The organism is Pseudomonas sp. Seg1 (assembly GCF_018326005.1).
In the GTDB taxonomy this organism is placed as follows: Bacteria; Pseudomonadota; Gammaproteobacteria; order Pseudomonadales; family Pseudomonadaceae; genus Aquipseudomonas.
The window spans coordinates 290,768-307,262 of the sequence record NZ_AP021903.1 but is presented as its reverse complement, the minus strand read 5'-3'; the positions used below and the strand labels follow the sequence as shown (position 1 = coordinate 307,262).

Annotated in this window: 13 protein-coding genes; 8 read left to right on the top strand and 5 right to left on the bottom strand. The window is 60.1% G+C overall.

All coding sequences use genetic code 11. The features are described from left to right. Nucleotides 1-89: 89 nt before the first annotated feature. From mgrA to KI231_RS01270, 3 genes are all read right to left on the bottom strand, one after another. Nucleotides 90-1,127 (bottom strand): L-glyceraldehyde 3-phosphate reductase, encoded by a 1,038-nt coding sequence (mgrA, locus tag KI231_RS01280; RefSeq protein ID WP_213027229.1) that lies wholly within the window; start codon nucleotides 1,125-1,127, stop codon nucleotides 90-92. A gap of 174 nt (nucleotides 1,128-1,301) precedes the next feature. Next, nucleotides 1,302-2,621 (bottom strand): LLM class flavin-dependent oxidoreductase, encoded by a 1,320-nt coding sequence (locus KI231_RS01275; RefSeq protein WP_213027228.1) that lies wholly within the window; start codon nucleotides 2,619-2,621, stop codon nucleotides 1,302-1,304. Between the two features lies 1 nt (nucleotide 2,622). Then, nucleotides 2,623-4,848, bottom strand: a complete 2,226-nt coding sequence (locus KI231_RS01270) for a TonB-dependent receptor (RefSeq protein WP_213027227.1) — start codon at nucleotides 4,846-4,848, stop codon at nucleotides 2,623-2,625. 205 nt (nucleotides 4,849-5,053) lie between these two features. Here KI231_RS01270 and KI231_RS01265 point away from each other — a divergent pair, with 205 nt between their 5' ends. Both KI231_RS01265 and KI231_RS01260 read left to right on the top strand, forming a co-directional pair. Continuing rightward, the gene (locus KI231_RS01265) at nucleotides 5,054-6,091 is read left to right on the top strand and encodes a LacI family DNA-binding transcriptional regulator (protein ID WP_213027226.1); all 1,038 of its coding nucleotides are present in this window, start codon (nucleotides 5,054-5,056) and stop codon (nucleotides 6,089-6,091) included. A gap of 183 nt (nucleotides 6,092-6,274) precedes the next feature. After that, nucleotides 6,275-6,535, top strand: coding sequence for a hypothetical protein (locus tag KI231_RS01260; protein WP_213027225.1), 261 nt, complete (start codon nucleotides 6,275-6,277; stop codon nucleotides 6,533-6,535). 23 nt (nucleotides 6,536-6,558) lie between these two features. On the opposite strand, the gene betT is transcribed toward KI231_RS01260, so the two are convergent. Both betT and epsC read right to left on the bottom strand, forming a co-directional pair. Then, nucleotides 6,559-8,520 (bottom strand): choline transporter BetT, encoded by a 1,962-nt coding sequence (gene betT / locus KI231_RS01255; RefSeq protein ID WP_213028727.1) that lies wholly within the window; start codon nucleotides 8,518-8,520, stop codon nucleotides 6,559-6,561. 399 nt (nucleotides 8,521-8,919) lie between these two features. Beyond that, on the bottom strand, nucleotides 8,920-9,846 hold the full coding sequence (gene epsC / locus KI231_RS01250; RefSeq protein WP_103304122.1) for a serine O-acetyltransferase EpsC: 927 nt from the start codon (nucleotides 9,844-9,846) through the stop codon (nucleotides 8,920-8,922). A gap of 190 nt (nucleotides 9,847-10,036) precedes the next feature. On the opposite strand from epsC, the gene KI231_RS01245 reads away from it, so the two are divergent. The 6 genes from KI231_RS01245 to KI231_RS01220 all read left to right on the top strand — a co-directional run bounded on the left by KI231_RS01245 (nucleotide 10,037) and on the right by KI231_RS01220 (nucleotide 16,495). Continuing rightward, nucleotides 10,037-11,047 (top strand): D-cysteine desulfhydrase, encoded by a 1,011-nt coding sequence (locus KI231_RS01245; RefSeq protein ID WP_103304121.1) that lies wholly within the window; start codon nucleotides 10,037-10,039, stop codon nucleotides 11,045-11,047. Nucleotides 11,048-11,413: 366 nt separating this feature from the next. Beyond that, entirely contained in the window at nucleotides 11,414-12,214 is an 801-nt protein-coding gene (gene tcyJ, locus KI231_RS01240; protein ID WP_103304120.1) for a cystine ABC transporter substrate-binding protein, read from the top strand. After that, the gene (gene tcyL / locus KI231_RS01235; protein ID WP_007918741.1) at nucleotides 12,214-12,879 is read left to right on the top strand and encodes a cystine ABC transporter permease; all 666 of its coding nucleotides are present in this window, start codon (nucleotides 12,214-12,216) and stop codon (nucleotides 12,877-12,879) included. The genes tcyJ and tcyL overlap by 1 nt, the downstream gene beginning before the upstream one ends. A gap of 4 nt (nucleotides 12,880-12,883) precedes the next feature. Next, nucleotides 12,884-13,633 carry an L-cystine ABC transporter ATP-binding protein TcyN gene (gene tcyN / locus KI231_RS01230; RefSeq protein WP_213027224.1) on the top strand — a complete coding sequence of 250 codons (750 nt, stop codon included), beginning with the start codon at nucleotides 12,884-12,886 and terminating at the stop codon, nucleotides 13,631-13,633. 473 nt (nucleotides 13,634-14,106) lie between these two features. Beyond that, on the top strand, nucleotides 14,107-14,871 hold the full coding sequence (locus KI231_RS01225; RefSeq protein ID WP_213027223.1) for a hypothetical protein: 765 nt from the start codon (nucleotides 14,107-14,109) through the stop codon (nucleotides 14,869-14,871). A 382-nt stretch (nucleotides 14,872-15,253) separates the two neighbouring features. Further along, complete coding sequence (locus tag KI231_RS01220; RefSeq protein WP_213027222.1) at nucleotides 15,254-16,495, top strand: SfnB family sulfur acquisition oxidoreductase; 1,242 nt, start codon at nucleotides 15,254-15,256, stop codon at nucleotides 16,493-16,495.

Sequence of the window (16,495 nt, the reverse complement as noted above, 5' to 3'; positions counted from 1 at the left end):
ACAGCTTTTGTGTACGACTGGAACCCTGTGGGAGCGGGCTTGCCCGCGAAAGCGTCAGAGCAGGCGCCGAATCATTCGGCGCCAGTCACTTATTCCGCCGTCAAAGGCTTCTCCCACAGATTGATCCCACCCTCTTGGGCAAACCGGTCAATCTCCGCCAACTCTTCAGCACTGAAGCTCAAATTCTTCAACGCCCCGACATTCTCGATAATCTGCTCCGGCCGGCTCGCACCGATCAGCGCCGAGGTCACTCGTGGATCACGCAGCGTCCACGCCAGCGCCAGTTGCGCCAGGCTCTGCCCACGACGTTTGGCGATCTCGTTCAACGCACGCACATGCGCGATGTTCGCCTCGGACAAGTGCGAAGCCTGTAACGAACCACCGCCCGGACGATTGACCCGCGCATCTTCCGGCACGCCGTTGAGGTATTTGTCGGTCAACAGGCCCTGCGCCAATGGCGTGAAAGCGATGACGCCCGTGCCGAGTTCCTCGGTGGTATCGAGCAGATCCTTTTCCACCCAGCGGTTGAGCAGGTTGTACGCCGGTTGGTGAATCAGCAACGGCACTTTCCACTCTTTCAGCAACGCCGCCATTTCACGGGTTTTCACTCCGGAATACGAGGAGATGCCGATGTACAGAGCCTTGCCCTGCTGCACCGCAGTGGCGAGGGCGCTGGCGGTTTCTTCCAGCGGGGTGTCCGGGTCGAAGCGGTGCGAATAAAAGATATCCACATAATCCAGACCGAGGCGCTGCAGGCTCTGGTCGAGGCTGGCCAGCACGTATTTGCGCGAACCGCCGCCCTGGCCGTAAGGGCCGGGCCACATGTCCCAACCGGCCTTGCTGGAGATGATCAGTTCGTCGCGGTACTGCTTGAAGTCTTCGCGCAGAAGGCGACCGAAATTGGTTTCGGCGCTGCCGTACGGCGGGCCGTAGTTGTTGGCCAGGTCGAAGTGGTTGATGCCCAGATCGAACGCGGTGCGCAGCAAGGCGCGTTGGGTGTCGATCGGCGTGCTGTCGCCAAAGTTGTGCCACAGGCCCAGCGACAGCGCCGGCAGCACCAGACCGCTGCGTCCGACGCGGCGGTAAGGGATGGAGTCGTAGCGGTTTTCGGCAGCGGTGTAAGTCATCGAATCCTCTCTTGTCTGTCTTTTGGTCATCTGAAGTCGAACACTTTGTGGTGAGGGGATTTATCCCCGATGGGTCGCGAAGCGGCCCCAAAATCTGCGGTTACTGTTCAGATTTTTTGGGGCGGCTGCGCCGTCCATCGGGGATAAATCCCCTCACCACAACAGCTCTATCAATCACAAAAATCTGTTTTGGGGCCGGGCCAGGCCTAGGTTGTCGCGCAACGTCCGACCCTCATACTCGGTTCTGAACAGCCCACGCCGTTGCAGTTCCGGCACCACGCCATTGGCGAAATCTTCGAGCCCGCCCGGCAGATGTGGCACCAGCACGTTGAAGCCGTCCGCAGCGCCCTGTTCGAACCACTCCTGCAAGCGATCGGCAATCTGTACCGGCGTGCCCACCAGAGTGTAATGCCCTCGCCCGCCAGCAATCTTGCGGCCCAGCTCAGCCAGCGTGAGGTTTTCCCGCCCCGCCAGTTCGGTCAGCAACTTCTGCCGACTCTGCTGCCCGCTGTCAGTCAGCGGCAACTCGGGCAGTGGCCCGTCCAGCGGGTACTTCGACAAGTCGAAGTTGCCCAGCATACGCCCAAGCAAGGCGACGCCAACCTCGGGTTCGACTAATTGCTGAAACGTTTCACATTTTTCCTTCGCCTCGGCTTCCGTCTGTCCGACGACGACAAAAACTCCGGGCATGATTTTCAACGAATCGGCACTGCGACCGTACTTGGGCAAACGTCCTTTGAGGTCGGCATAGAACGCTTGCGCGCCGGCCAATGAAGTCTGTGCTGTGAACACCACTTCAGCCGTTTGCGCCGCCAGTTCGCGCCCGGTTTCGGAGGAGCCAGCCTGCACAATCACCGGTTGCCCCTGAGGTGAGCGTGCGACGTTCAGCGGACCTTTGACGCGAAAGTGCTCGCCGACGTGATCGAGCACGTGGAGCTTTTCCGGGTCGTAATACGCACCGCTGGCCTTGTCGCGGTGAAAGGCATCATCCTCCCAACTGTCCCAGAGCCCGGTCACCACCTGATGAAATTCACGGGCACGGCTGTAGCGTTCGGCGTGGCCGATATGCTCCTCGCGACCGAAATTCAGAGCTTCGGCGGCGTTATCCGAAGTCACCAGATTCCACCCCGCTCGCCCACCCGACAAATGATCCAGTGAAGCAAATTTACGCGCCACATGGTACGGCTCGTTGTAGCTGGTGGTCGCCGTGGCGATCAGGCCGATGTGCTCGGTCACCGCACTCAATGCCGAAAGTAACGTCAGTGGCTCGAAGTGATCCGAGCGCGCCATGCGACTGGCGATGTCCTGGGTCGGCGCGGCGACGCTGTCGGCAACGAACAGCGCATCGAATTTCGCCGCCTCGGCAATCTGCGCCAGCCGTTTGTAATGGGCGAAATCGAGACCGGCATTGGCCGGCACATCCGGATGACGCCACGCTGCAACGTGGTGCCCGGTGGCCATGAGGAACGCTCCAAGCTTCAGCTGTCTGCTCATCTCAGAAATCCTTGCGTAATTGCACGCCGAAGTAGCGCTCGTCATCCCGTGGCACGGCGCGATAGATGTAGTTGCCGCCGCTGGCGAGCAGTGGCGAATACGACTTGTCGGTGAGGTTTTTGCCGAGCAGCGCCACGCGCCAGCCATTGGTGTAATCGGCCAGGGCGATGCTGGCGTTCCACAGGCCGTAGGCGCCCTGTTTGGTGTCGGGGTTCTGGCTGATGTCGTACTGCACTTCGCTTTGCCAGCTGTAATCGGTGCCGAGTTCGATATCCAGGCCGTTATCCAGCGGGATGCTGTAGTCGGCGCGCACGTAGCTTTTCCAGTCCGGGCTGAACGGCAGCGGCTTGCCGTTGACATTGCACGACGCCGCCGCGCCCGCCGGGCAGGCGAACTCGTCGATGCGCGCACGGGTGTAGGCCAGCGCGCCGGAGAGCTTCAGTTGCTGGGTGGCCTGCAACGCGTAATCGAGTTCGACGCCCTCGGTGCTGACGCTGCCGGCGTTGATCAGGCGCGTCACTACTTGCCCGGCCACCGTGTCGAAAAAATTGGCCTGATAGTTGTCGTAATCGCTGTGGAAAACCGCGAGGTTGGTGGTCAGGCGATTGTTCCAGCTCGTCGCTTTGATACCGGCCTCCCAGGTGTTGGAGGTTTCCGGCTTGAGTGCTTCGGTGTCACGCGGCTGCATGTTGAAGAACACGTTGTAGGCCGGGCCTTTGTAGCCGCGCGAGTAAGTCAGGTAAGTGGTGACTGCGTCGCTCAAGTCGTACTGCACGCCGAGGCGGCCGGACCAGCCGTCCTCATCCACCGAACCGGAACTGCTGGTCGCCGGCTGGATGCCGCTGACGGTGGTCGCCGAGGTGGAGACGCGGCGGTGATCGTATTCCAGATCATCGTGGGTGTAGCGCAGACCGGCGATACCACGAAAATCCGAAGTGAAGTTCAACGTCGCTTCACCGAACGCCGCGTAGCTGTCGCTGGTGGTGCTGTAATTGGCTACGCCACGGTTGACGCTGGTGGTCGTGGTCAGCGTGCGCTGATAGGTTTCGTCGTCCTTGCTGTGCATGTAGAACAGGCCGCCGACGTATTCGAGGAATTCGCCCTTCGGCGAGGCCAGACGCAGCTCCTGCGAGTATTGATCGAAGGCCAGATCGCCCTTGTCCGCCGTGCCGGGAAACGCTGCTGTCACCGTGCCGAGTCGGTCGCCATCCTGATATTGGGTGTTATCCCAGCCGCGCCACGCGGTGATCGACGTCAGGGTGTAATCGCCCAGTTGCCAATCGAGTTGGCCGGACAAACCTTTGTTGGTGTCCTCGACGTGGCTGCGGGTGTCGGTGTTGATGTCACGGTTGTGGCTGGTCGCATTGACCGGACTCAGCGCATTGGCGAACGCCGGGGTCAGCGACTTGCTGACGACACCGTTGGGGCCGTCGTCGTGGGACTGCATGTAGTCGGCAATCAGAGTGAAAGTGACGTCATCGTTCGGGGTGAATTCGAGTTTGCCGCGCACGCCACGATGGTTGTAGCCGTTGACCTCCTGACCGTTGTGTTTGTTGTCGACATTGCCGTCGTAGCTGCCGAACAAGGTGCTGATCGAGCCCTTGAGCGTGTCCGGAATCAGACTGCCGCCAATGCCGAAACGCGTGCGACTTTCGTTGCCGCTGTAATAGGACTGATCGATGTAACCGTGGGTCTCGGCGGTCGGTGCTTTGCTGGTGATGTTGAGTACACCGGCCGAGGCGTTCTTGCCGAACAGCGTGCCTTGCGGGCCGCGCAAGACTTCGACGCGCTCAAGATCCAGGAGGTCGAGGGTCGACTGACCGGGACGCGCATAAACCACCCCATCAATCACCGTGGCCACGGTCGGCTCGACGCCGGGTGAGGTGGAAATCGTGCCGACGCCACGGACGAACAACGAGGTGTCCTTGTTCGACGCGCCGGTGCGGAAATTCAGCGACGGCACTTGCTGGACGATGCTCGCCACGCCGTTGCGGTTGTCGCGTTCCAGCTGTTCGCCGTCGATCACCGAGACCGCCACCGGCACCTTCTGCAGCGACTCTTCGCGGCGCGTCGCCGTGACGGTCACCGACTTGAGGGTCGGCTCCTGATCAGCACTCTCAGCCGCGAATGCATTGGGCAGCGGCAGCGCCGCCAACCCGGTAAAAAGCCAGCCTGCCGCGCGAATCGATTGCGCCAGTTTGTGTGTCGCCCCAGGAATGTTGTGCATGTTTGCCCGCTCGAAATTGGCCCTTAACCGCTGCCGTTCTGCGACGACAGCGCCTGAATCGGTGTCTTGGGCATTCGCTCGAGCGAGTAGCAGACAATGCGCTTTGTTAGCGCTACCATCGCCAGTATCTGCAAGCCGTACATAGACCGTCCAATACTGAAAAATTACTTTTATATGCGTTTTGGTTTTTAAGAAGGATCGAACCTTGAGCGAAGAGAAGCCCCGCAAACGCCGTGGCGCCGGTCGTGTAACCCTTAACGCGGTGGCACGACAGGCCGGCGTGTCGGCGATTACCGTATCGCGTTATTTCAATCAGCCAGAGCAAGTCTCGCCCGAACGCCGTGAACGCATTGCGGCGGTGGTCGCAGAACTGGGTTACGTGCCGAATCTGGTGGCCGGCGGTCTGGCCTCAGCGCGAGGGAAAATCGTTGGAATGGTAATCCCGAACATCTCCGGGCCAATCTTCGCCAATACCATTCAGGGCTTCAGTGACACTCTCAGTCGCAATGGCTATCAGCTGCTCCTGGCCTCGAGTTACTTCAGCGCCGAGCAGGAAGAAAACGCGGTGCGCGCGTTTCTCGGCTGGTCACCGGCAGCGTTGGTGCTGACCAGTCACTTCCACAGTGCGGGCACCGAAAAGATGATTGCCGAGGCCGATGTTCCGGTGATCGAAACATGGGATTACCAGCCGGATCGCGGGCCGATGCAGATCGGTTTTTCGCATTTTGAAGTCGGTGTCAGCGCCGCTCGCTATCTGCACGACAAAGGCTATCGGCGTATCGCTTTCGTGCAGAACAGCGCACCCGGAGACTTCAGTGCGCTGGAACGCCGCGACGGTTATGCCGCGACTGTCCGAGCATTTGGACTTGAACCCTGGGTGTTCGCCCCGGACGCCGACCGCGCCCCTTTCGAAGCTGGCAAACAAGCCATGGAAGCGCTGATGAATAGCTCACCACGCCCCGACGCGATCATCTTCGCCAACGACAACCTCGCCGCCGGCGGCCTGCTCGCCGGGCAACGCGCAGGCATCAAGATCCCTGAAGACTGCGCCGTCCTCGGCTTCGGCGATTACCCGTTTGCCGAGATGCTTTTGCCAAGCCTCAGCACCATCAAACCCCCGGCACTGGAGATCGGCGTACTGGCCGCGACACGGGTGCTGGAAAGCCTTGGCGTGCTGCCGACCGAGGAGGTGCAACGACTTAATCTGCTGCAGTGCCAGGTCATCGAGCGCGAGAGCACCTGACGAATACGGGGTTGGCTAGTTTGGCTATGCTCTAAAGGACACAGAGGTGGCCCCTTCGCAAGCAAGCCCACTCCACAGGTTTCTGCGTTGAATAAAACCATTGTGAACGACGCCAAACCCTGTGGGAGCGGGCTTGCCCGCGAAGGCGTCCGACCAAACACTGCATATGCCGCAGGCACACCCATGCACACCGCGATCATCATCTTCTTCGGCCTGGTCCTTCTGGCCCTGATGCTCTACATCGGCGAGCGCATCGGCTTCAGCCGTCAAACCATGGCCTACGGCTTCGCCGCGCTGTGGCTGGCGTTGACGGTGATCAATGGCGCGGTGGGGGTGGTGCATGCCGGCCAGTCGCTGGGGTCGGAAATCGCGATCGGCAGTGCTGTATTCGGCATGCCGCTGGCGGCGCTGGTGTTGTTCATGGTGCTGAGCGCCGAGTCGTAAACGGCCCGGCGCCCAGCCGTAGATCAACGCACCAGGTGCAGGAACTGCATGTGCCGTTCGTACTGGTCGAGGATGTCGTTGATGATCTGTTCCTTGGTGTAGCCGACCAGATCGTAGTCCTGACTGCCCTCGCTCAAATGCACTTCGGCGCGGTAGTAGCGGCGATTGTTGAGCTGTTTGGAGCCCATCCCGCCCCGCGCGAATGACGGCGTGAAGTAGCCGCGCATCTGCACTTGATAGATGAACGGATGCTGCTCGCCATGGCCGATTTCCAGGCTGACGTTGTCATGCGACGGATCCGGCTGAGTGACCACGTTCAGGCCTTTCTCGACGAACACCGCCGTCACTTCTTCGATTGCCGGGCGCACGGTGGTGTCCATGAAACGGTACACCTCGTCTCGCGACGGGAAGTGCACGGCCTGGCTCAGGCGCTGGCGCCAGCCACCTGTACCGCGCCGCGCACCGGACACCGGCGCCAGCGAATGCAGTTGCGCAATCTGCTTCTGCGATTCCAGGTAGAACGCCTTGTGCAGACCCCACATCATCAGCAGCAGAATCAGCGAGAACGGCAGCGAGGTCAGCACCACCGCCGATTTCAGCGCATCGATGCTGCCGGAGAACAGCAGCGCGCTGGTGATCAGCGCGGTCATCGCGCCCCAGAACACCCGCAGCCATTTCGGCCCGTCTTCGTCCGGATTGCCGCCCTTGGCCGACAATGTCGAGAGCACCACAGTGCCGGAGTCGGCAGAGGTGACGAAGAAGACGAAGCTGATGAACACCGTCACAGCGATGACGGTTTTGCTCCACGGGTAGGTTTCCAGCAGCAGGTAAATGCTCATCGACGGGTTGTCGATGGCCGACATGCCGAGGGCGCTCATGCCGTGATTGAGCACCTGATCGAGGGCGCTGTTGCCGAAGATCGACATCCACGCCAGGGTGAAACCGAGCGGGATCAACAGCACGCCGAAAACGAATTCACGGATGGTCCGACCACGGGAAATCCGTGCGATGAACAGGCCCACGAACGGCGACCATGCGATCCACCAGGCCCAATAAAACACGGTCCAGCCGCCGAGCCAGTCGCTCGGTTTGTCGTAGGCATAGAGGTCGAAACTCTTCATCGGCAAGGCGCCGAGGTAGTCGCCGAGGTTCTGGATAAGTGTGTTGAGCAAGTGCTGGGTGGGCCCGGCAAACAACACGAACAGCAGCAGCGCACAGGCCAGCAGCATGTTGATGTCGGACATCACTCTCACACCTTTATCGACGCCAGACACGGCAACGATGATCGCCGCGCCCATCATCAGCGTGATCAGGCCGACCTGAATCCACTGGGTGTGAGCGATGCCGAACAGGTAGTCCAGGCCCGAGTTGAGGTGCAACACACCAAAACCCATGTCGGCACCCAGACCAAACACCGTGGCGATGATGCCGAAGCCGTCCACCGCGTAGCCGATGGGGCCGTTGATGCGCTTGCCGATCAGCGGATACAACGCCGAACGCAGGGCCAGCGGCAGGTTGTGCCGGTAAGCGAAGTAGGCGAGCGCCATGCCGACGAAGGCAAAAACGCCCCAGCCATGCAGGCCCCAATGCAGAAACAGAATCTGCATCGCCTGGCGCGCCGCGTCCGCCGTGCCCGCCTCGCCCTGTGGCGGCTGGAGCATGTGGGTCAACGGTTCAGAGACGCAGAAGAAAAACAGCGTGATGCTGATCCCGGCGGCGAACAGCATGCCGGCCCAGGACAGGTAACTGAATTCGGGCTCGTCGTGGTCGGCACCGAGTTTTATCTTGCCGTAGCCGGATAACGCGGTGACCACCACGAAGACCAGATACAGGGTCATCGCGAGCATGTAGTACCAGCCGACCGTGTTGGCCGCCCAGTTTTGCGCTTCCAGCAGCCAGGCTCCGGCCTGTTCCGGCATGGCGATGACAACGAGACCAAATAACAGAATGACCGTCGCGGCGAAGTAGAACACCGGCGGATTCATGCGCACCAGACCGCTGGCGGGGGTAGACGATGCACTCATGAAACGTGCACCTCGAGGGTTTGAAACGTGGCTGAAATGATCGGACTCAGCAAAGGCAAGCCTCCTGTTGTGAGCGGGCAGCGAACCACCGGTTTAACTTGAATGAACGTTCAAGTTAAACATGGATGGGGTCGCAAGGACTAATCGTACGGCTAGGCGGTAGTTTTCCTACGCTAGCTCAAGGAGGGGTATGACGTGGGTTTGGGGCGAATCGTTCACTGGAGAATTGGCGGAAGGCCATTATCTCGATACAACCTTAAAACATTCGCGAGCAGGCTCGCTCCCACCTTGGAATGCGTTCCACTGTGGGAGCGAGCCTGCTCGCGATGAGGCCTGATACTGCAACGCAGATTCAGAAACCTACTTCTGCGTCCCGTCATCATGCTGCAAATTGGCCTGGGTCAGATTGCACCCCGCCGGCACACTCCTGGTCAGCCAGACGTTGCCGCCAATGGTCGAACCCTTGCCAATGGTGATCCGCCCGAGAATCGTCGCCCCGGCATAAATCACCACGTCATCCTCGACAATCGGGTGGCGCGGATGGCCCTTCTGCAACTGCCCGTCTTCATCCGCCGGGAAGCGCTTGGCGCCCAGGGTCACGGCCTGATAAATCCGCACCCGCTCACCGATGATCGCGGTTTCGCCAATCACCACACCCGTACCATGATCGATAAAGAAGCTACGGCCGATCTGCGCGCCCGGATGGATGTCGATGCCGGTGGCCGAGTGCGCAATTTCCGCGCTGATCCGCGCCAGCAACGGCAGCCCTGCGCGGTACAAATGGTGCGCCAGACGATGGTGAATCACCGCCAGAATCCCCGGGTAGCACAGCAACACTTCATCGACACTGCGCGCCGCTGGATCACCGTGATAGGCCGCCAGCACGTCGGTATCGAGCAGCGTGCGCAAGCCCGGCAAGGCGAGGGCAAAATCCTGAACGATCTGGATTGCGCGGGCCTCGACTTCGGTGTCGGCCTGCGCACTGTGCCGGGCGACATACCGCAGCTCCAGCCGAGTCTGTGCCAGCAACGCATTCAACGCCACGTCGAGGGTATGGCCGACGTAAAAGTCCTCACTCTCTTCGCGCAGATCCACCGGCCCCAGGCGCATCGGAAACAACGCACCGCACAGCGCTTCGAGAATCTCCGCCATCGCCGCCCGCGAGGGCAACTCGCGGCCACCCTGCTCGCCGGAAGCCCGGCCATTTTGTGCACGCCACTGATCCCGCGCGCCGCGCAGTTGGCTGACGATGGTCTGCAATTGCCAATGGCTGGAACGTTCGCTCACGGTAAAGACTCCTCACGAGCGGCCGGACTGTCTGGCCGCGTCAACGGCGACCACTTTACGGCATGCCTGCGAGGGCGAATTAAGAACCGATAGTGCTGGACTCAGTCCATTTGGCTATAAGCGATTCGCGGTTGCCCCTGCAAAAGCGCGTGCCTATAGTCCTTCCATCTTCCTCCGCCAGTACGGAACCATGTCCACACAACCGATCAAACAACAGCTTGCCCGCTTTAACCGCCTCGACCTGCTCGGCCAACCGACACCTCTGGAAAAACTTGAGCGTCTGTCCACCTGGCTCGGCCGTGACGTTTACATCAAACGCGATGACCTGACGCCGCTGGCCATGGGCGGCAACAAGCTGCGCAAACTCGAATACCTCGCCGCCGATGCGCTTGCCCAAGGTGCCGACACGCTGATCACCGCTGGCGCGCTGCAATCGAACCACGTGCGCCAGACCGCCGCGCTCGCCGCCAAACTCGGCCTGGGCTGCGTCGCGCTGTTGGAAAATCCGCTGGGCACCGACGACAGCAATTACACCGGCAACGGCAATCGGCTTTTGCTGGATCTGTTCGACACCAAGGTCGAACTGGTCGACAACCTCGATAACGCCGATGAACAACTGGCCGCCCTCGCGGTGCGCCTGCGCAGCAACGGCAAGAAGCCGTATCTGGTACCGATCGGTGGCTCCAACGCGCTCGGCGCGCTGGGTTACGTGCGCGCTGGCCTTGAACTCGCCGAGCAGATCAAGGACACCGGCCTCGACTTCGCCGCCGTGGTGCTGGCCTCGGGCAGCGCCGGAACACACAGCGGCCTCGCGCTGGCGCTAAGCGAAGCGCTGCCGCAACTGCCGGTGATCGGCGTGACCGTGTCGCGCAGTGAAGAAGATCAGCGGCCGAAGGTTCAGGGCCTGGCCGAACGCACGGCGGATCTGCTCGGCGTCGCGCTGCCGGAAAGCTTCAAAGTCGAACTGTGGGACGAATACTTCGGCCCACGTTATGGCGAGCCGAATGCCGGAACGTTGGCAGCGGTGAAACTGCTGGCGAGTCAGGACGCGGTGCTGCTTGATCCGGTCTATACCGGCAAGGCCATGGCCGGGTTGCTGGACGGGATTGGTCGCGGGCGTTTCGAAGAAGGTCCGATCATCTTCCTGCACACCGGTGGCGCGCCGGCGTTGTTTGCGTACAAGGATTCGCTGACAAGTTAATCCTCCCGATTGCGGAGACTCCTGTGGCGAGGGGGATTTAGCGAAACGTCGCACGGCCCCGATGGGTCGCGAAGCGGCACCCTTTTTATTCCACTGCCGGCGTATGTGAATGGTTTTACGACTGCTACGCAGCAGGTCGGGGATAAATCCCCTCACCACAATGGATCAGCGACATATTCCAAATAATACTAAAGGATCGAAAATTTAGTATTTTCAAGTCTAAAGCAGGCATCTTATAGTCTCGCCGCAGGCGGAATTCGCGGGAGACGCATAAGCTGCTTTAAGGCAGGATAGCGCTGTCGTCGAACTCCCGGATTCGCCAAACTTTCCTTAAGCGTCTTCCATAAGAAAACACAGGGGCTTGTCATGAATTTTTCCGCACTACGTCGCAATCTGCTGGTAGGTTCGCTGGGCCTGGCACTGAGCGCCGGTCTGATCAGCCAGGCAGTGGCCGGTGAGCAGCTGCAACAGATCAAGGACAAAGGCGTCATCAACGTCGGCCTGGAAGGCACCTACCCACCGTTCAGCTTCGTCGATGCCGATGGCAAGCTGTCCGGTTTCGAAGTCGAACTCTCCGAAGCGCTGGCGCAAAAACTCGGCGTCAAAGCCAAGATTCAGCCAACCAAGTGGGACGGCATCCTCGCGGCGCTGGAATCCAAGCGTCTGGACGTCGTCGTCAACCAGGTGACCATCTCCGACGAGCGCAAGAAGAAGTACGACTTCTCCGAACCGTACACCGTTTCCGGGATTCAGGCGCTGGTGCTGAAGAGCAAGGAAGCCGCGCTGAACATCAAGACCGCCAATGACCTGTCCGGCAAGAAAGTCGGTGTAGGCCTGGGCACCAACTACGAACAGTGGGTCCGCGCCAACGTGCCGGGCGCTGACGTGCGTACCTACGATGATGATCCGACCAAGTTCGCCGACCTGAACAATGGCCGTACCGATGCCATTCTGATCGATCGTCTGGCCGCACTTGAGTACGCCAAGAAAGCGCCGAAAACCGTCGCCGCCGGTGAAGCCTTCTCCCGTCAGGAATCCGGTATTGCCCTGCGCAAAGGCGAGCCTGAACTGCTGGCCGCCGTGAACAAGGCCCTCGACGAACTGCGTGCCGACGGCACCCTGGCGAAGCTGTCGACGAAGTACTTCAACGCTGACGTCACTAAATAATGGAAGAAGCTTTCCAACTCGCACTGGACTCAGCGCCCTTTCTGCTCAAGGGCGCGTATTACACGGTAGTCCTCAGCCTCGGCGGCATGTTCTTCGGTCTGTTGCTGGGCTTCGGCCTGGCACTGATGCGCCTGTCGCGCTTCAAGTCGGTCAGTTGGCTGGCGCGCATCTACGTGTCGTTCTTTCGCGGCACGCCGTTGCTCGTGCAGCTGTTCGTGATCTATTACGGCTTGCCGCAACTGGGTCTGGAACTCGATCCGCTGCCAGCGGCGCTGATCGGCTTCTCGCTGAACATGGCCGCCTACGCCTGTGAAATCCTCCGTGCCGCGATCGGTTCGATCGAGCGCGGTCAATGGGAAGCTGCCGCGAGCATCGGCATGACCCGCGCGCAAACGCTGCGCCGGGCCATCCTGCCGCAAGCGATGCGCACGGCGTTGCCGCCGCTGGGCAACAGCTTCATTTCACTGGTCAAGGACACGGCACTGGCCGCCACCATTCAGGTGCCGGAGCTGTTCCGTCAGGCGCAGTTGATTACCGCCCGGACTTTCGAAGTCTTCACCATGTATCTTGCCGCCGCGCTGATCTACTGGATTCTGGCCACGGTGCTTTCGCACTTCCAGAACAAGTTGGAAGAGCGGGTCAATCGGCACGACCAGGAGTCCTGACGCGATGATTGTCGTGGAAAAACTGACCAAGCAATTCAAGGGTCAAGTCGTGCTCAACGGCATCGACCTCGAGGTCAAGGAAGGCGAAGTGGTCGCGATCATCGGCCCCAGCGGTTCGGGGAAAACGACGTTCCTGCGCTGCCTGAATTTCCTTGAGCAACCCACCAGCGGCCGGATCAAGGTCGGCGATATCGAGATCGATACCAGCCGCCCGCTGAATCAGCAGCAAAGTCTGGTGCGCAATCTGCGCCAGCACGTGGGCTTCGTGTTTCAGAACTTCAACCTGTTCCCCCATCGCACCGCCCTGGAAAACGTCATCGAAGGCCCGATCGTGGTCAAGAAGATGCCGCGTGACGCAGCGATTGCCCTGGGCAAGAAGCTGATGGCCAAGGTCGGTCTCGCCGGCAAGGAAGACGCCTATCCGCGTCGTCTGTCCGGCGGTCAGCAACAGCGCGTGGCGATTGCCCGGGCGCTGGCGATGGAGCCGGAAGTGATCCTCTTCGACGAGCCAACCTCGGCCCTCGATCCGGAACTGGTGGGTGAAGTACTGGCGACCATCCGCGGCCTCGCCGAGGAGAAACGCACCATGGTGATCGTCACCCACGAAATGGGTTTCGCCCGCGACGTGGCCAACCGCGTGGTGTTTTTCGACAAGGGTGTGATTGTTGAACAAGGCGAAGCCAAAGCGCTGTTTGCCAACCCGAAAGAAGAACGCACCAAACAATTCCTCAGCAAGTTTCTGAATCACGCCTGAGAACTTTCAACGTACCAAACCCCAACTTCCACGGACGGAAGTTATCTTTATCCCGCCTCCCCTCTCTTATAAACATACACAAATAAACATCCACCGCACCGAACCCATATATGTTCTGCAACAGATAACACATTTCTGATGGACGTTGCTGGCCGGGTGACTGGGTAGCAAATAACTTCGCGGAAAAACCAGCGAAAAGCCCTGAGATGCGTGGCTCAATTCGCCATACAACCTAGGCATATGGCCTCGGCATCGTAGGAACTTTCTGATTAGCCGGTAATTTACGGATTAACTAACACGGTCTATTGACACCCCTCTCCCCACACTCTTATCTAGTCGCCAACGGGCGTTACTTAATCCAAATCAATAAGCATTAAACACGAGCACAAGTTCATAACTTTATTGCTGATTGATACACGCCTTTTGTTCTTCCAGAAACGGACTTCGCTGCAAGGCTTCAAGGAGAGAAATCGATGACCCGCACTTCGCATACCCCCGAACTCGCAGCGCCGACCCTGGCGCCAGCGCAAAAAACCGCCATCAATCTGGCCGACGCCGGACACCTGTTGGTCAACGTGCTGCCCTACCCCGACATGGATGGCGGCGACCTGATCGAACTGTTCTGGAACAAATGCTATGTCGCCTCACGTGTGCTCACACCCGAGGACGTCGGTGCGTCGGTCAGCCTGCGGGTGCCGGAGAGTTTCATTGCCAGCGGCACTGCGCGCATCCACTACCGGGTGATGCAAGTCGGTCAGGGCGCAGCGCTGTCGGCGGCAACGCGGGTGGAGGTCAAGCTCGAATGCCCCGGCGGCCTGCCGTCAGCTCTGTGCGGTGACGAAAACCAGCAACTGGCGCCAGTGACGATTCCCGAAACGATTCACCGTCAGGGGGTGAACCCGAACCAGATCAAACGCGGTGTGCCACTGACTATCGAGCCCTACCTGAACATGGCTGAAGGCGACGCCATCACCTTGCGTTGGGGCGACGTACGCATGGATCTGGCGCCGATCACGGCAGCAGATGTCGAACTGCCGATTCAGGTCTGGGTGCCGCCATCAGTGATTGTCGAAGCAGGCGAGGATCTGCGCCTGGACGTGACGTATTGCATCCTCGACCGGGTCGGCAATAACTCTCGCTGGGCACCGCCAAGGGCATTGAAGATCGGCTGTGTGAATCCTTACTTGAAGGTGCCGCTGAAGCCGGCGCTCAAAGCCGCTGAATCGTACAAAGAGTGAATACCCTTTCTGTGGCAAATGAGCTTCTGTGGTGAGGGGATTTATCCCCGACGGACTGCGCAGCAGTCCTGTTTTCTGGGGACGCTACGCGCCCCATCGGGGATAAGTCCCCTCACCACAATACTGACTCACCTCAACATCTCCATCGCCCTTGGAATTCTTAACCATCCAGACCACCACCCCTTCTATACATATTCCTAAAAGTTAGTTTATTTAAAATTAATACACGCTTAGGGTATATGAACCGGACCACCGGACATTCTTTCGTTCGCCGCACTTTTGCGGCGTTTTTCATGAGATGTGAGGTAGGTAGTATGGTCCGGAACACAATCACCCCAGTGCAGATCGCCAGGGCATTGCGTGCAGCCAAGGAGCGGCACTGATGTCCAGTCTGGCAGATGCAACCATCCAGTCTGATCTGGACATCGCCCCGTTGTTGTTGCCCGCGCAGGTCTTGCGCAACGACGCCCAAGCCATCAAGGCCGCCCATGAGCTGGCGCAAGTCGCCCGCGTGCAGGCCGCCAAACGCGACCGCCAGCGCAAGCTGCCGTGGTCGGAAATCGAACAGTTCACCCGCAGCGGTTTAGGCAGCATCGCCATTCCGCGCGAATACGGTGGCCCGCAAGTTTCGTTCGTTACCTTGGCCGAGGTGTTCGCGATCATTTCCGCAGCAGATCCGGCACTTGGTCAGATCCCGCAGAACCAGTTCGGCATCATCAATCTGGTGCTCGGCAGCGCCACTGAAGAACAGAAAAAGCAGTTGTTCCAGAGCGTTCTGGAAGGCTGGCGCATCGGCAATGCCGGCCCTGAACGCGGCACCAAAAACACCCTGGAACTGAAAGCGCGAATCACCGCCGACGGCGATGACTACGTGATCAACGGGCAGAAGTTCTACTCCACCGGCGCACTGTTCGCGCACTGGGTCGCGGTCAAAGCGCTCAACGATGAAGGCAAGCAAGTGCTGGCTTTCGTCCGTCGCGGCACATTGGGTTTGCGCATCGTTGATGACTGGTCGGGCTTCGGTCAGCGCACCACCGCCAGCGGCACGATTCTGCTGAACAACGTGCGGGTCGAGTCGAGCCTGGTGGTCGATAACTGGAAGATCAACGAGAAGCCGAATACCCAAGGCGCGGTGTCGCAACTGATTCAGGCCGCCATCGATGCCGGTATCGCCCGTGGCGCCATCGACGACGCTATCGAATTCGTCAAGACCCGCGCCCGGCCGTGGATCGACGCCAAGGTCGAACGCGCCAGCGATGACCTCTACGTGATCGCCGACATCGGCAAGTTGAAAATCGAACTGCACGCCGCCGAAGCGCTGCTGCGCAAGGCCGGGCAAGTGCTCGATCAGGTCCACGCCGCGCCGCTCACCGCCGACTCCGCCGCCCGCGCCTCGATTGCCGTGGCCGAAGCGAAAGTGCTGACCACCGAGATCTCGCTGCTGGCCAGCGAAAAACTGTTCGAACTGGCCGGCAGCCGCGCGACGCTCGCCGAATTCAACCTCGACCGTCACTGGCGTAATGCCCGCGTGCACACCCTGCACGACCCGGTGCGCTGGAAGTATCACGCGGTCGGCGCCTATCGCCTCAACGGCACTTTGCCGGCTCGCCATTCCTGGATCTGA

What these genes read in the sequence shown, in the direction of transcription:
- mgrA (WP_213027229.1), bottom strand. Translation starts at nt 1,127, where the DNA reads ATGACTTACACCGCTGCCGAAAACCGCTACGACTCCATCCCTTACCGC.
- KI231_RS01275 (WP_213027228.1), bottom strand. Translation starts at nt 2,621, where the DNA reads ATGAGCAGACAGCTGAAGCTTGGAGCGTTCCTCATGGCCACCGGGCAC.
- KI231_RS01270 (WP_213027227.1), bottom strand. Translation starts at nt 4,848, where the DNA reads ATGCACAACATTCCTGGGGCGACACACAAACTGGCGCAATCGATTCGC.
- KI231_RS01260 (WP_213027225.1), top strand. Translation starts at nt 6,275, where the DNA reads ATGCACACCGCGATCATCATCTTCTTCGGCCTGGTCCTTCTGGCCCTG.
- betT (WP_213028727.1), bottom strand. Translation starts at nt 8,520, where the DNA reads ATGAATCCGCCGGTGTTCTACTTCGCCGCGACGGTCATTCTGTTATTT.
- KI231_RS01245 (WP_103304121.1), top strand. Translation starts at nt 10,037, where the DNA reads ATGTCCACACAACCGATCAAACAACAGCTTGCCCGCTTTAACCGCCTC.
- tcyJ (WP_103304120.1), top strand. Translation starts at nt 11,414, where the DNA reads ATGAATTTTTCCGCACTACGTCGCAATCTGCTGGTAGGTTCGCTGGGC.
- tcyL (WP_007918741.1), top strand. Translation starts at nt 12,214, where the DNA reads ATGGAAGAAGCTTTCCAACTCGCACTGGACTCAGCGCCCTTTCTGCTC.
- tcyN (WP_213027224.1), top strand. Translation starts at nt 12,884, where the DNA reads ATGATTGTCGTGGAAAAACTGACCAAGCAATTCAAGGGTCAAGTCGTG.
- KI231_RS01225 (WP_213027223.1), top strand. Translation starts at nt 14,107, where the DNA reads ATGACCCGCACTTCGCATACCCCCGAACTCGCAGCGCCGACCCTGGCG.
- KI231_RS01220 (WP_213027222.1), top strand. Translation starts at nt 15,254, where the DNA reads ATGTCCAGTCTGGCAGATGCAACCATCCAGTCTGATCTGGACATCGCC.